The following is a 14,586-nucleotide window of genomic DNA, read 5'->3' as shown; positions in this document are numbered from 1 at the left end:
CACCAGAACCGCCCCCATTCTTCTCTTAAACAGACCTTCGTTTATGCTTTTCATGAATGATTTTTTTGTTCAATATTCTCACTTCGCCAACCATCAATAACCTCATATCCTCCACAATATATTCAGCCAGCTCTTGATCAGAGATGTCATCTCCATCAATATCAAGGCGGAATTCCTGCCCTTGTATCCCTCCGCCATTTGTAAAATCTATTTCAAAGTCAAACTGAACTCTTTTCTCCATTTGAATCCTCCTTACATATGGTTAGATCTCATTCATTATAAGAATTCAACCAAAAGAGAGTGACACTTTTTTCGTTGAGCGCCCCCTGTTGCCGAAGACTCGGATTCTAGATCATTTGAATTCTGATTCTGTTCTTACGTTAAATAGGCCTACTCGATTCATGAATATCCTAATCGTACGGTGAACATAATGAATATAGGTGAATTGATTTACGACTAATCCCAGCTATTGGAGGCGACCATAATGAAAAAACAAGAAAAATCAAAAGATATCGGCCAAAAAGCAGATGCAATGAATACGATGGATCAGGGGTTAAACTTGGTTTCTCAAGTAATCAATAATGCTACGGGCAGTGACAAGGGGAACGATGGTAAGATCAATGAAAATGATTAGTTTACATGCCTTTTATAGGTGTTCTTCTAGCTTTCCAAGAGCCATAGGGACCGTGATAGGCTCACTTTAAAGTAGACGGCTTTTTTAAAAAATTTGTGTTTGTCTTTAGCTAAGAGGTTCCGCTTAAGGAGAGAAAACCTTACTCACACCCGAATTAGCAGCAGAAATAGCAGTGCTAATAACACTTATTTAACAGCAAAAAAACCAGACCTATTTGGCTCTGGTTTTTTATGTCTATGTCATCTTCTTGTTCCGTTAAAGCTCCCTTTAGCTGAATATCTGATAAGTCATTAAAATAACCCACAACATAATGATACTCCATAACAAAATGATGAGTGAGCCTACTACCCAATTTTTCGGTTTACCATTTTTCATCATGTCTTTTGCTTTACCTTCACATTCTGATATTACTTCTTTAGGTATCATCTTTAATGCAAACATTATACCTATTGGAACGATAATAACATCATCTAAATAACCAAGTATCGGTATGAAATCAGGTATCAAATCAATCGGACTAAACGCATAAGCCACTACACAAGCAGTAAATAATTTAGCATACCAAGGTACTCTTTCATCTTTATAAGATAAGTATAGTACAAAGATTTGTTGTTTTAATCTTTTCGCCCAAGCCTTTATTTCCCCCATGAAATTTTCTCTCTAACTCCCTCTATAAAGAATTCTAATGCTTTATCTTTGCTTCTAATATAACATGCTTTCTTCAATATTCCTGCCCTTTAACTAAATAAAGAAACCGCCGACATTCAAATGAGAAAACTATAAATATCTAAGTCTTTTAACCAAACACCTGAGCAGCAATTCCAAATAATTCACCATTTCTCTGGGGCATCTCAGTTGAGTTAAATATCATAATTGATGGATTACTCACGCATACAAACCCGCATTTCTCAACGGCTTCAATAAATACTTCATTACCTGATGGTATATCGATCCTTAATTTGCCTTGATGCCCAATAGTCAGCTTATCTAGAATCATTGATGCTACTTGAGCATCCGGTGCCACAATAGGACCTATTATCAGATTAATAGGTCCTAATATAGATAATCCAAAACCTATAGTGTTCCCTATGTAATCTTTCACTACTACACATTCCTCGGATTGATTGATTCTATGTTTAAGAAAGTTGCTTCTCTTATCTCCAAAAGCATCTTCATCTAACTCAATTATTTTATGTAAGTCGCTCTCTTTATAATGTTCGATGGTAACTGTTCGATTGGGTAGATTAGAATTTGAATAGGTGTCGCATATGTACTTGTGCACTCGGTCAACGATTTTAAACCCCATTTTTTCATAGAGAGGCTTCCCGTCTTCAGTCGAAATCAGCATGATCGCAATGTCACTTGAAATGGAATTCATACATTGTTGTGTCGCTTCTTTTCCTAATCCCATCCCTCTATACTCTTTGTTGACTATTACCATACCAATGGAGGCAAAATTGGCTTCATAGGGGATGATGGCGGCACTTGAAACAATTTCCCCTTCGGTATTCTTATGGCCGAATACTTTACCAGATGACATAACTGTACCAATCTCGTGTTCATCATAGTCCCACCCCACTGATTCAGACAGTTCAATTAAACCCGGGATATCTTTCTTGTCAAACTGGACTAAATTTACCTTTGACATCTTACTTGTATTCATTACATTTTCTCCTTAGTCGATTCCATAGTGAGAGTATGCCTTGTTTCTCCCCGCCTACCCTTCCGCAAATGGAATATCCATTATTTTCAATACTATCATAATTAATCTATTGATATGGCGAAATCGAGGCTACTTGGTACATTTCATCTAGATTGCTTCGAGGATTGCCCTGCCAATATAAAAAATAGCAGGTCCAACTCTTTTACGTGCATACCTGCTAATTGTATATTATTTGTCAGTCTAGATTAGAGTGGAGACAGTTCCCACTCTCCCCTCATCCCTTCGAAAACAATTTCCAATTCCCTTCAGAGATCACTTCGACCGCTCCGCCCATCACCTTGATGGCCGTTTGGTCATCAATCGCATATGCCTGACCCTGCATTTCAGCAGCCCATTTCTCTGCGGCAGCCATGGTGTTATGCGGCAGCATTTCGTGATCCAGGTGGGGAAAGATTGAAAAATCGACCAATCCGAGAGCATCATCGCCACCGCCGGGGGGAGTCCAGCCAACGAAGGAATCACCAATGTTCGGTGCCATCACCATGCTCCCGGCACTCATTCCCACATAGACTGCTTGCAGGGACGGCAGAAGGTCCGCAAGCCCCGATTGCCGCATCCAATGGTTCAGGTAGAGGGCGTCCCCGCCTGAGACCAGCAGGACGTCCGTCTCCCGGACCAGCGGCACCCACCGGTCTTCGTCGATACTTGGCAGCGCTGTGAGCTCCAGCACTCCGACGGATTTCCAGCCCAGCTCGACCATTGGATTCCCGGAATTGCCACTGATGAACTCCCATGCTTTGACGCCTGGGCCGACCCAGGGGTGTCCGTACATCGCGGTGGGGATGCACAGGGCTGTGGATTCGGCGATCGGCTTGTCCAGCATGTCAACCAACGCTTCGTGAATACGTTTGTTATTGACGCCTGCAGATGTGAGCAGAAACTTCATATCTTCAACTCCTTATCATTGTGTGGTAACACTTTTCATATCTCTAAGACTGCAACTCTTTGGTGTTACTAACTACTTATTAACCCCTTAGTCGATATTTCTTCTTCCATTAACGGTTGATTCAATAAAAAATTCAACAAAAATGGCCGTTAATCCTTCTTAGACCAACGTTCTGGTTTTAATTAGAATGGTTTGATGATCTACAGCTCTCTTTTAGACATATCCCTAGATTCAACGAGAAGCCCAGAGACGGTTCTCGCGCTTCCTTTATGAACTCAGAAAAGTGGCAAAACCGCCACTTTACTTCACGATCCCCTTTGCTTCTCCCTCACAAACACCCTAATTCCTTCACTTTTTATCGACTAGGTTCTAAGCCATTAGAATTGTCCCCTGGCTCTGCTCAATCGTTCATGCTCCAACTCTCACTCTTGAATATGTTAAAATATAATTGGAAACTACAGCAAAAGGAGAGACGATGAGTACATGATCGATCAAGGTAAACGAACATACACGAAAGCTATCTGTGACAAAGTATTGAGTCAAAAGCAAGAGCTTATCGTTCAAAAGGACAATTTGAGATCAAGCCAATACAGCAACATAGAATCGAAGCTTCATAGTTGGCGTGAGAATATCATTGACATTTATGCAAAATCGATCGAAAGTGACTTGGATACGGCCTTCGAGCAATTACAGGAGTGGGGATCAGAGGCAGTCGATACACTCGTGAATTTCAACCTTCCATTGGAGATTGCTCTGGACGAAGTAAGAGATTACCGAAATTTAATCGGACAAATCATAAAAGAGGAAGCTTCCGCTTTCAACTTGACATTCGATGAATTCTATAACCTGATTTCAGATTTTGACGCAGTGGTGGACAAGGCCGTACATTGGCTGAGCATGTCGTATACAAGAAGATTTTATACACGGATCAACGCTGCAGAAGCTGTAGCATTAGAATTATCCATCCCGGTGATTAAAATAACCAATCAAGTCGGCATACTCCCTTTGATCGGTGACATCGACACCGAAAGAGCCCAAGAACTGATGGATAAAGCACTCTCAAGAGGGAGCGAATTATCCTTAGAATACCTGGTGGTTGACCTGTCCGGCGTTCCGATCATTGATACGATGGTAGCAGACCGCATCTTCAAGGTAATGGATGCCTTATCCCTCATCGGAATCGAAACCATCCTATCCGGAATAAGACCCGAGATCGCCCAGACCATGACCCATCTCGGAATCAATTCTTCGGACATCACTGTGACATCCAGTCTTCATATGGCTTTGAAGAAATTTCTGTAAGTCGGGGAGAAAGGTGCCTTGGATCGAAGGACGAGATTCGGTCCCTGCCTGCCCCACTGGTTGGGAGACATGCGCAGAAAAAAACCACAGGGAGGGTTCTCATGCTTCCTTATTCGTAAGCACGAGAACCCTCCCTTTTTCCCAACATATTAAGGTCACTAAAGCATCATTCTTCCCCATCTATTTTACGAGTTTGGTGAAGATTTCTTTTTTTACTTTCTAATACCTCTATTGGTCATTTCATTTCCAACTCTTTTAGTATCTTCTACCACTATCTGAAGCGCCTTAAGAATCACTGAATTCGCTACAACCCCTACATAATTTGCCCCTTTTTCAAAAGCTTGCTGCGCTCCTGTACTATCAGCCGCAACCGTTCCAATCGCAACGTTATTTTCTGATGCTGTTTGATACAAGTTTCGTATGACTCCTTGAACTTCAGGATGGTTGGCACCTTCTTCTTTAAATCCCATATCAACCGATAGGTCGGTTGTACCGATGAAAAGAACATCGATACCTTCGACCCCCATGATCTCCCCAATATTCTCCACCGCTTCAAGGGTTTCTATATGTGGAATGACCAAGATGTTTTCATCGGAGCTATCTAAGAATGCCTTCCCTCCTTGATTTCCATAGCGCGCCGCCCTGTGTGAATAAGCGACACCCCTGGTTCCTAAAGGGGGGAACTTCGCCCTTTTCACAGCCTTTATGGCATCTTCCTTTGAATTGACCATCGGTACTTGTACCCCTTTGGCCCCTCTATCCAAAGCCTTCTGGATACTGGACGGATCATATGAGACTCGGACAATGGGTACTAGATCCACTGATTCGGCTGTCCGGATCATGTTTTCTAATTCAGAAGAACTGAATGCCCCATGCTCATCATCTATAACCACGAAATCAAATCCGGCATACCCGATCATTTCAATGAAGTTGGGAGAATAGAATCCAATGAAACTTCCAAGTACTCTTTCCCCGCTTCTGAGTTTATCCTTTACACGATTGATCAATGAAATTACCTCCCTACTTTACACCCTTTCACTCAATCAGCCAGTTGCGTAAAGCAGCCGTCACTTCTTCCGGTCGCTCCAAACTGCTTAAATGGCCACAATCATCTACGATAACTAACCGGGACTCTGAAATAGTTGCCTGCATTTCTTCATGTAAGGACAAGGGGCAAACCTGATCCTCCCTTCCTACTAAAAGGAGCGTGGGAACGTTGATTTGCCTTAAGCCTTCCCGAAGGTCAGAACGCGTAGAAACGGCCATTAATTGCTGCACATATCCTTCTGGTCCTACTCTCTCCGCCATATCCTTTATGGTTGATACCAACTGGTCATCTTCCTGCCTGCCGGGATGAATGAGATTCGGTAACAACTTTTCCTCTACTATGCTTTGGAACTGCCCAGATTCCACTTTTGACATAAGGCTCTTCCAGCTTTCCAACTGCTCTGGCTTGGGGCCATGTGGATTCGAGTTCAATAGGGCAAGTCTGGTCACTCTTTCTGGTGCTTGCCGGATGACTTCCATTGCCACAATCCCACCAAGTGAAAGCCCGGCTAGAGCAAAGCGTTCAGGGGCATGCTTCAAGACGGATTCAGCCATTCCCTCTATGGTGTCTGCTCCAGTTAACATTGAAACGGAAGGATCGGAAACATCAGTCAGATGTTCCAACTGATGCTCCCAAAGTCTCTCATCACAAAGCGTACCCGGTAAGAATACTAACGCTTCTTTCTTCATCTACTATTTCTCTCCCGCCCTCAGCTTCTCCGCCATTTGTTTCTCAAGTGCTGAAAAATTCTCAGGTTTGATCATTTTTCCTGATTGATCTGCATGGAAGCCATGTTCCGCAGCTTTCCTGACGACCTGTGGAGCCCAGTATGGATCTTTCCCGTTGAATACTTCATGCTGTTCAAGCACGGCAAAGATCCAAGCATCATCCTCACTGATATTTTCAAAGCCTCTCCATAACCCTGGAGGCAGAGAAATTAAATCCCATTCTTCAATGATGGTTTCACCCTCGATCTCATCTTCACTATTTCCCCAATAGAAACGCCATTTTCCGGAAAGAGGAAGAAACGCTTCGATGTAGTCATGAGTATGGTAAGCCGGTCCATTCCCTGGAGGTGCTTTCACCATGCCGATTTGAAACCCGTGTGGTTCTGTTATTTCAGGGGAATAGGTATCATTTTCACTGGCCGTATCCCCGATCAGGGCGTAATTCAGGCGTTGATGACCTGGTATGATACTATCAATAAACATGAGAGGAATGGCTTTTGATTTTAGATCATCAAATCGGACGATCCAGTTTTCTTCCATCTTTTCATTGGATACATATCGTTTCACTTTCGGTTGTTCTGTCGGCATAGCAATCTCCCTTTCTATCATTCAAAATTTTATTTATTGACTATTCTTACAATTTAAATGTCACTAGTTTCAGTTCTGTCATCTCTTCCACGGAATATTTGATTCCTTCACGGCCGGTACCGCTGTTCTTTACACCACCATATGGCATATGATCGACTCTGAAAGTAGGGATATCGTTGATCATGACTCCCCCGACTTGAAGTCGGTGCAGGGCATCGAATGCTTTATGAACAGAGGTAGTATAGATACCCGCCTGCAATCCGTATTCCGAATCGTTCACGAGTCCGATCGCTTCATCCAAAGAACCGTATGGTGTGATCGTGACAATGGGAGCAAATGCTTCCTTGCAGTTCAGGGATAAAGTGGATGATCCCCCCGTGATCACAGTTGGGTGTATGATGGCATCCTCCCGCTTTCCTCCATATAAGATGTGCGCACCTGCTTTTGTTGCCTCCTTGAACCACTCTTCGATCCTTTCTGCCTCCCCTTGATTGATCATGGCCGATAAGTCTGTGCCTTCTGACATTGGATCGCCGATCACAAGCTGTTTCGTTCTTTCAATGAATTGATCAACAAAAGAGTCATAGAGTTTTTCCTGCACGTATATTCTCTGCACCGAAATGCATACTTGACCGGCAAACGAATACGCCCCCTCCACACATCGATCAACGACAGCATCCATATCCTCCGCCCCATCGACAACGACAGCAGAGTTGGAACCCAGTTCAAGTGTTACTTTTTTCAACCCTGCCTTTTCCTTAATGCCAAGCCCAACCTCTACACTTCCCGTAAAGGTGACCATTTTCACTCTCGGATCTTTTACGAGCTGATTTCCAATGACACTGCCTCTCCCCGTGACTACGTTTAACGCCCCTTCCGGCAGACCTGCCTGCTCAAAAATTTCCGCTGTAAGGAGTGCACTTAAAGGCGTCTGATTCGCCGGCTTCAGGACCACTGAATTCCCGGCAGCAAAGGCGGGACCCAGCTTATGGGCCACAAGGTTGAATGGGAAGTTAAAGGGCGTGATCGCTGCGATGACCCCTAAAGGCTCACGGATCGTAAAGGCAAATCGTCCCTTCCCACTTTTGGCAGCATCCATCGGAATGGTCTCCCCGTGAATCCTTTTCGCCTCTTCGCTTGCAAACTTATACGTTTCAATCGTTCGCGCGATTTCAGCACGAGCTGCCTTTATCGGCTTCGCACATTCCATGGCAAGGATTTCTGCTGCTTCCTCAAATCTCTCTTCAAAAAGTCGCGAAACCCGCTCAAGGATGTCCGACCGTTCCAAGGAAGTCAATTGCTTCATTTTCTCAGAACCTGATTGTGCACTCTCTAAGGCGTCTTCCACTTCCCGTTCATCTGCCAAAGGGACGCTGGCAATGACGTCTCCGCTGAATGGGGATTTCAACTCATAATAGTTCTTTGCTTCCTGCCACCTGCCATCAATGTAGAGTTTCTTTTTGAGTTGATTTTTCAGCAACCTTCATCACGTCCTTTCTCGTATCCCGTGAATGCCTTTTGATAAATGGCTAAGATCTTCTTTTCGGTCAATTGGTACGGCGTGTTGGACAAAAGGCGATCAATCTGTGAGGCTTGCCCGGCAAGTAGAGGCAAATCTTCCTCCATAATCCCAAGCTCCGCTAATGATGTGGGGAGGTCAAGATTCGTCAGTAATTCATATAGATATCCCACTACTGCCTTAAGCGCCTGGTGTGGTTTTTTTGAGTAATCTCCTAATTCAAGATAGTTTGCAACCTCTACCATTTCCTGCATGCACGTTTTCCCTGTCTCTTCGAAAACAAACGGCATAAGGAGAGCATTGGCAACTCCATGCTCGATGTGGTACTTTCCACCGAGGGGGTAAGCTAAGGCATGGACGGCCCCCACACCTGCATTGGCTAACGAAACTCCTGCCAACATGCTTACCCAACTCATTCCGATACGTCCTTCCATGTCTTTCCCGTTATGAACTGCCTTCGTGATGTTCGAACTAAATAACTTCATGGCCTTTTCAGCATAGATCTTCGTTAAGGGTGTAGCTCTCACGGCAACATACGATTCAAGTGCATGTGTGAAAGCATCCACACCTGAAGCAGCGGTGACCCGTTGCGGGCATGAGCGTGTCAGAGCAGGATCGATGATGGCGAGGTCCGGCAGAAGATGCCTGCTGACAATCCCCCGTTTTACTTCCTCCTCTTCATCCCCGAATATGGCATTCATCGTCACTTCCGATCCGGTTCCTGAAGTCGTCGGAAGCAGAATGCACTTGACCTGTCTGGAATCAATGGTTTTGGCTCCACTTAAATACGGGCTCACGTCATCTTTATCCACCAGAGCTGCCGTCGCTTTGGAAACATCCAGAGCGCTTCCGCCTCCGATGCCGATCACGAGTTCACTTCCTGATTTCTTCACAAACTCTACTGATTTTTGTACCAGAGTAAAGGTCGGCTCTCCTTCAATGTCTGTAAACACGTTACTCTCGATTCCTGCCGATTCCACTAATTCCAGTACACGTTCAACGACTCCAACCCGTTCAAGACCTTTATCACTAATAATGACGATTCTGCTAACCTCTAATTTCTTAATCTCATCCGGTAAGGAATAAAACGTGTCGACTCCGAAACGGATATTCCCAGGCATATGAAAATCCTGATTTATACTTGAAGGATCTTTCTGAATAGACGTTTGTACTGACATGGTATTTCCTCCTTTTTGAATGCGCATTCAAAACTAAGTAATGAAAGATGATTTATTCGTATGTTTCGGCTTCGGCATCGTCAGCATTAGACTCTGTACCCAGATAGATCTGCCTCAGTACATCCAAGCCGTCAAATGTCATCCATTCTTCTACAATTTTCTCATTCCTCACTTTCAGGTGAGAAATCCCCAATACCTCTACTGTTTTTCCACTTGGCTGACCGAAATACCCAATCCCCTCATGAATCCCTTGCAGTCTCCACCTTACGGCAACATCCCATTCACCCTTTTGGGCTCCCTCGTTACAGGTCACTCTCTCGACCATACATTTAGCACTTGGGAAAGAGGCAAACAAACTGACGAGCATTCCCTGGATCTGGCTAGTGCCTATCAAATCTTTATTGCAGATATAGTGGACCACCGCATGATCGGCGTAAAAGTCCTTCACATGATTGAATAATCTCCATTCCCACACTTTGTTGTACATGGCTAAAATAAAATCACCAATTTCAAAACCTTCTGACTTCGGAGAATAAACGGCAGGCATCAGCTGCCCTTCCATTGTACCGCTTGAACCGAAATGGGATTGCAGTGCCGGTGTCTTGTTCTCCGAATTCTGTGCCAGTTTCTTTGCCACTTCGATGGGATCAAATCCTAACTGCTTGACTAGATACAGGTTGTCTCGTACAAGCCACTCTTCCACGATCCGGTTTGAATGGACAAAGCAGTCAACCGTGGTCCGAAAGAAAACTTTCTTACCTGTAGCAGGCCCGAATGAGGAATCCCCCAGGTTGGTAGCACTCGATGCGATACGGTGAGAAGATAAAAATCCTTCCTCATCATTACCTGACCATATGACATTTTCACCAACAAGCCTTCGATCCGGAAAGGCGTGCAAAGCCTGTAAGGTCCCGGACACCACCTCATTTACACCTTGTATATGGGCTGTTCCCGTATGCATGGTGACATCATTATGATAGGTTTGATAAATAATCCCGATCCCTTTCTCTTCCCAGATGCGATGGGTGATCTTGATGATATAATCCACAAAATCGAGATACTCCTCGTCGAATCCATTCATTCTTTGTTTACGTTTTGTATTCTTTGAAAATTCATTGTAATCCGCATAGCCAACACGGTTCACTTCGGTTGAGTCGCCATAGAATACGTTGTCATGTTGAGGTTCTTGATGAAGAGGACGATCCATTTCTACTTTTTCCTCTTTTCGTTCATCCACTTTCGGCATCTTGATTCCTCCTTTTTGAATGCGCATTCAAAATGCAATAAAAGATACTCTTTAAATTGCGGTCCAACCTCCATCAACCTTGATGGTTTCACCCGTTACAAAGTTTGCCATGTCAGAAGCGAGAAATAACACCGCTCCTGTCACATCAGAAGGTTGGGCAAGTTTCCCTAATGGGATTCGATTGATCACGTCTTGATAAAAATCTTGATCTTCAAACATATTGGATGTGAGCTCGGTTTCAATAAATGTTGGAGCCACTGCATTAACCTTGATATTGTAGGGTGCCCACTCAACAGCAAGAGCTTTGGTCATTTGCACGGCCCCTCCCTTACTGGAACAATAGGCTGCCCGCTTGATATAGCCAACGAATGCCATCTGTGAAACAATGTTGATGATCTTCCCACTTTTTTGTGAAAGAAAATACTTCGCTGCACGCTGGGAGGAGAAGAAGCTTCCTTTAAGATTTGTATCAAGGATTGAGTCCCAATCTTCCTCCGTCACTTCTATGGCTGGTTTAGGAATATTCACTCCTGCGTTATTGACCAGTACATCGAGTCCCCCCATATGAGCGGCAGCCTCATCCACCATCTTATGAATGTCCGCTACATGCCGGATGTCGGCCTTCACATAAGAACAATCGGGGGAGTAACGTTTCAGCTCAAGGACAGCAGCTGACAGGGCTTCATCATTCCTCCCTGAAATCACCACTGTGGCCCCCAGTTTGGCAAAGGAGAGCGCGATATCCTTTCCAATGCCTTTACTTCCTCCCGTAACCATGACCCTTTTCCCTTTCAATTCAGCAAAGTGCTTCAATTCTTATCCTCCTTTCTCGTTCCTGCATACTCCCGTTGTTTTTCGTTGAATTAAATCGGGTTCTAATATGATCTGAAACCCTTCGTCTTTCCCTTCGCCCTCTTCAATCAGGGAGATCAGTTTTTCCAAGGCGAGGGTTGCCATTTTTTCTTTCGGCTGGGTGATGGTGGTGAGTCCAATATATTGATTCTTTGCCAAATCAATATCATCAAATCCTACGACTGATAATTCTTCCGGTACCTTGATGTTTTCACTAGCTGCAGCATCTAACACGGCAAGGGCCATTTGATCGGAAGCAGAGAAAAAGCTTGTTGGCCGGTCACTCTGTTTTAATAACTTTTTGGTAAACTGATAAACTTCATCGTAAGAAAACTCTTTGTTGTAGACAAACTGATCGTTTCCGACAATCCCTAAGTCCTCTAGTGCTTCTTTGTATCCTAAATTCCTCAAATGGGTGGTGACATACTTCGAAGGACCTGCAATATAGCCAATGCGGCGATGGTTCAATTGATAAAGATGTTCCACCGCAAGTCTAGCTCCTTTGTAGTTGTTGACGGCTATATAATTCGCCTTCTCGTGTTCCAAGATACTATTGAACAGAATGACAGGAAATCCTTGATCATATAATTCTTTGATTCTTTGATTGTTTTTATCTGCAGAGGCAATGATGATCCCATCGACTCGCTTCCCTTTAAGGGTTTGAATATATTTATCCAGGTTCTCTTCATTGTGATTCGTATTACAAAGGATCACATCATACTGCATCTCCTGTGCTTTTCCCGTAATCACTTTCGCTGATTCGGCAAAGAAAGGATTCGTGATATCCCCGACAATCAATCCTATGGTTCTCGTTTTATTACTGGCAAGGCTTCTGGCAATCTCATCCCTTGTAAACCCTAATTCCTTTATCGCTTCAAGGACTTTCCTTCTTGTAGATTCCTTGATATGAGGATAATTGTTCAGGACCCTGGAAACGGTCGATTGTGAAACACTTGCCTGTTTCGCCACATCATATGCGCTAATTCTGGCTTTCATTTTTCAAAACCCTTTCAAAAGTTGCCTTCGTGTATTAAACCCGGTTGTTATGGTATTCCGATAATCTAGCGAGAATGATGAATCCGGATTCACATTCCATTATAATTAAAAATTCAGATAATGACAAAGCCTCATTCCCTATAACTGGATAAGCCCCAATATGATCACCTGTGCAATAAACAATCCGATGAGTGCATATGAGTATTTGTCCATGCCCCCCGGAACAATGGAATGACCGTTTTCATCTGTTACAGTTCCTTCTTTTATCAACCTTGCTCTTTGACCATTAAACGTGAATTCTTCCAATTCCATTCTTCTATTCTTTTGAAATAGTAAGCTGAAAATGTAACCAATGATAAGAGTGATCACGCATCCGATCGGATAATTCCAGAGCCAGTTCACCAGCCCAAGGTTTCCAATATAGGTCGTGATGACGATTCCTAATACAAACCCGATTGCGACTCCATTATCATTTGCTTTCTTCGTGAACATCGCCAAAAGAAACATCGCCAGTATCGAACCTGAGAAGTACGAGAGGTAGCTGCCCACTGTCTTTAAGATCGAAGCGGTCGTACCGCTGAATGCCATCAATGTAAATCCGATCAGCAATACCCCAAACACAAGGGTGAAGACCATCGAAACCTTTAGAGAAGCCGGCTTTCCTTTCGTGATGAACTTTTCATAAATGTCTTTAATGAAGACGGTCGTAACTGAATTTAGTACGGAGTCTATGCTGGACATGGCAGCTGCAAAAATCCCTGCCATGATCAGCCCCAAGATTCCTACAGGGATGTTATTAGAAATGAAGGTGATCATAATGTTGTTGGAATTATCGAATTCCCTGCCATCAAAGAAGACGAAAAGCAATACTCCTATGAACATGAACACAAAATACATAATGTTCATCACAAATCCGCTAATACAGATCGACTTCTTCACTTCATTGATCGACTTTGCCGCGAACATCCTTTGAGTCTGTGTCTGATCCGTAGCATAATATTTAAGCCACATAAAGAGACCGCCAATCAGGCCAACCCATACACCATTCTCTAACTTCGCGTCCAGCGAGAAATCAAGTGCATCCAATTTCCCCTCTTCTTTCACAACCTTCATCGCCTCAAAGAAACCAATATCTAAATTGCTCAGAATAATGACAAATGCAGCAATGACTCCACCCCACAAGACAAACATCTGAATCGCATCCGTCCAGATAACCGCTTTAATCCCGCCTAGTAACGTGTACAGAATCGCCACTGCCACAACCATGGGAACGACAATCGTCAGTGACCATCCCGTGAAGGTTTGGATGACCAGTGAAGGAATAAATAAGAACGAACCTACTTGAATCACATTTGATACAATAAATCCAAAGACTACTAAAAGTCTGCTTTTCCCTCCCAGACGCATTTCGATATATTCATAGATGGACGTCACCTTTAGATTATAGAAAAAAGGGAGAAAGATCGATAACGTCAATATTAATACGATAGGTATGCTGAAATTCAACATAAAAGCGATCAGTCCCGAACCATACGCCCAGCCTGGTCCTCCAATAAATCCATTCGCACTGACCGTGGTGGCTGCAATGGAAAGAGCAATCGGGAATGTTGCAACAGATCTCCCACCTACAAAGTAGTCATCCTGTGTGTGATTTCCCTTCCCCAGTTTATAACCCATAATGATCAGAGCAATCATATATACTGCGACAATCGTCATATCAATCCAACCCATATTGAACGAAGACCCCCCATATCCATATTTATTGAATGCGGATTCATAAAAAAGCAAGATGATCTACCCACTGCCTTTATTAAGAGGCTTATGATTGAGACGAAGATGTTTGGAATGGTTATAGGCAGAGTTTCAAGCATTCCTTTTGTAAACGC

15 protein-coding genes are annotated in these 14,586 nt (G+C 43.6%); 2 read left to right on the top strand and 13 right to left on the bottom strand.

Features of this window, described 5'->3' with window-relative positions; genetic code table 11:
- Window positions 1-25: 25 nt before the first annotated feature.
- Window positions 26-241, bottom strand: a complete 216-nt coding sequence (locus AAEM60_RS04355) for a cyclase (RefSeq protein ID WP_299742224.1) — start codon at window positions 239-241, stop codon at window positions 26-28.
- A gap of 243 nt (window positions 242-484) precedes the next feature.
- On the opposite strand from AAEM60_RS04355, the gene AAEM60_RS04350 reads away from it, so the two are divergent.
- Complete coding sequence (locus tag AAEM60_RS04350) at window positions 485-634, top strand: hypothetical protein (RefSeq protein WP_341357508.1); 150 nt, start codon at window positions 485-487, stop codon at window positions 632-634.
- Window positions 635-901: 267 nt separating this feature from the next.
- Here AAEM60_RS04350 and AAEM60_RS04345 read toward each other — a convergent pair whose 3' ends face one another.
- The 3 genes from AAEM60_RS04345 to AAEM60_RS04335 form a co-directional block, all read right to left on the bottom strand.
- Window positions 902-1,282, bottom strand: a complete 381-nt coding sequence (locus AAEM60_RS04345) for a YkvA family protein (protein WP_341357507.1) — start codon at window positions 1,280-1,282, stop codon at window positions 902-904.
- A 148-nt stretch (window positions 1,283-1,430) separates the two neighbouring features.
- Window positions 1,431-2,297 (bottom strand): GNAT family N-acetyltransferase, encoded by an 867-nt coding sequence (locus tag AAEM60_RS04340; RefSeq protein WP_341357506.1) that lies wholly within the window; start codon window positions 2,295-2,297, stop codon window positions 1,431-1,433.
- A 274-nt stretch (window positions 2,298-2,571) separates the two neighbouring features.
- Complete coding sequence (locus tag AAEM60_RS04335; RefSeq protein WP_299742213.1) at window positions 2,572-3,243, bottom strand: Type 1 glutamine amidotransferase-like domain-containing protein; 672 nt, start codon at window positions 3,241-3,243, stop codon at window positions 2,572-2,574.
- Window positions 3,244-3,726: 483 nt separating this feature from the next.
- On the opposite strand from AAEM60_RS04335, the gene AAEM60_RS04330 reads away from it, so the two are divergent.
- Complete coding sequence (locus AAEM60_RS04330) at window positions 3,727-4,545, top strand: STAS domain-containing protein (protein WP_299742210.1); 819 nt, start codon at window positions 3,727-3,729, stop codon at window positions 4,543-4,545.
- A 212-nt stretch (window positions 4,546-4,757) separates the two neighbouring features.
- Here AAEM60_RS04330 and AAEM60_RS04325 read toward each other — a convergent pair whose 3' ends face one another.
- The 9 genes from AAEM60_RS04325 to AAEM60_RS04285 all read right to left on the bottom strand — a co-directional run bounded on the left by AAEM60_RS04325 (window position 4,758) and on the right by AAEM60_RS04285 (window position 14,431).
- Complete coding sequence (locus AAEM60_RS04325; protein ID WP_299742207.1) at window positions 4,758-5,552, bottom strand: aldolase/citrate lyase family protein; 795 nt, start codon at window positions 5,550-5,552, stop codon at window positions 4,758-4,760.
- Window positions 5,553-5,580: 28 nt separating this feature from the next.
- Window positions 5,581-6,282, bottom strand: coding sequence for an alpha/beta fold hydrolase (locus AAEM60_RS04320; protein WP_299742204.1), 702 nt, complete (start codon window positions 6,280-6,282; stop codon window positions 5,581-5,583).
- 3 nt (window positions 6,283-6,285) lie between these two features.
- Complete coding sequence (locus tag AAEM60_RS04315; RefSeq protein WP_299742201.1) at window positions 6,286-6,909, bottom strand: cupin domain-containing protein; 624 nt, start codon at window positions 6,907-6,909, stop codon at window positions 6,286-6,288.
- A 46-nt stretch (window positions 6,910-6,955) separates the two neighbouring features.
- On the bottom strand, window positions 6,956-8,386 hold the full coding sequence (locus AAEM60_RS04310; RefSeq protein ID WP_341357969.1) for an aldehyde dehydrogenase family protein: 1,431 nt from the start codon (window positions 8,384-8,386) through the stop codon (window positions 6,956-6,958).
- On the bottom strand, window positions 8,383-9,606 hold the full coding sequence (locus AAEM60_RS04305; protein WP_341357505.1) for an iron-containing alcohol dehydrogenase: 1,224 nt from the start codon (window positions 9,604-9,606) through the stop codon (window positions 8,383-8,385). The genes AAEM60_RS04310 and AAEM60_RS04305 overlap by 4 nt, the downstream gene beginning before the upstream one ends.
- A gap of 52 nt (window positions 9,607-9,658) precedes the next feature.
- The gene (locus AAEM60_RS04300; RefSeq protein WP_341357504.1) at window positions 9,659-10,852 is read right to left on the bottom strand and encodes an ester cyclase; all 1,194 of its coding nucleotides are present in this window, start codon (window positions 10,850-10,852) and stop codon (window positions 9,659-9,661) included.
- A gap of 51 nt (window positions 10,853-10,903) precedes the next feature.
- Window positions 10,904-11,665: a glucose 1-dehydrogenase gene (locus AAEM60_RS04295; RefSeq protein WP_299742193.1), complete on the bottom strand. Its 762-nt coding sequence runs from the start codon at window positions 11,663-11,665 to the stop codon at window positions 10,904-10,906.
- Window positions 11,666-11,668: 3 nt separating this feature from the next.
- On the bottom strand, window positions 11,669-12,700 hold the full coding sequence (locus AAEM60_RS04290) for a LacI family DNA-binding transcriptional regulator (protein ID WP_299742191.1): 1,032 nt from the start codon (window positions 12,698-12,700) through the stop codon (window positions 11,669-11,671).
- Window positions 12,701-12,838: 138 nt separating this feature from the next.
- Entirely contained in the window at window positions 12,839-14,431 is a 1,593-nt protein-coding gene (locus tag AAEM60_RS04285; protein ID WP_341357503.1) for a sodium/solute symporter, read from the bottom strand.
- Window positions 14,432-14,586 lie beyond the last annotated feature (155 nt).

It is taken from the genome of Rossellomorea sp. y25 (assembly GCF_038049935.1).
Classification (GTDB): Bacteria; Bacillota; Bacilli; order Bacillales; family Bacillaceae_B; genus Rossellomorea.
Note: the sequence above shows the minus strand (reverse complement) of the source record. Positions and strands in the feature narration are given on the sequence as shown.

Bases quoted from the DNA above. Each gene is read 5' to 3' on its own strand.
- AAEM60_RS04355 (WP_299742224.1), bottom strand. From the start codon at position 241: ATGGAGAAAAGAGTTCAGTTTGACTTTGAAATAGATTTTACAAATGGC.
- AAEM60_RS04350 (WP_341357508.1), top strand. From the start codon at position 485: ATGAAAAAACAAGAAAAATCAAAAGATATCGGCCAAAAAGCAGATGCA.
- AAEM60_RS04345 (WP_341357507.1), bottom strand. From the start codon at position 1,282: ATGGGGGAAATAAAGGCTTGGGCGAAAAGATTAAAACAACAAATCTTT.
- AAEM60_RS04340 (WP_341357506.1), bottom strand. From the start codon at position 2,297: ATGAATACAAGTAAGATGTCAAAGGTAAATTTAGTCCAGTTTGACAAG.
- AAEM60_RS04335 (WP_299742213.1), bottom strand. From the start codon at position 3,243: ATGAAGTTTCTGCTCACATCTGCAGGCGTCAATAACAAACGTATTCAC.
- AAEM60_RS04330 (WP_299742210.1), top strand. From the start codon at position 3,727: ATGATCGATCAAGGTAAACGAACATACACGAAAGCTATCTGTGACAAA.
- AAEM60_RS04320 (WP_299742204.1), bottom strand. From the start codon at position 6,282: ATGAAGAAAGAAGCGTTAGTATTCTTACCGGGTACGCTTTGTGATGAG.
- AAEM60_RS04315 (WP_299742201.1), bottom strand. From the start codon at position 6,909: ATGCCGACAGAACAACCGAAAGTGAAACGATATGTATCCAATGAAAAG.
- AAEM60_RS04305 (WP_341357505.1), bottom strand. From the start codon at position 9,606: ATGTCAGTACAAACGTCTATTCAGAAAGATCCTTCAAGTATAAATCAG.
- AAEM60_RS04300 (WP_341357504.1), bottom strand. From the start codon at position 10,852: ATGCCGAAAGTGGATGAACGAAAAGAGGAAAAAGTAGAAATGGATCGT.
- AAEM60_RS04290 (WP_299742191.1), bottom strand. From the start codon at position 12,700: ATGAAAGCCAGAATTAGCGCATATGATGTGGCGAAACAGGCAAGTGTT.
- AAEM60_RS04285 (WP_341357503.1), bottom strand. From the start codon at position 14,431: ATGGGTTGGATTGATATGACGATTGTCGCAGTATATATGATTGCTCTG.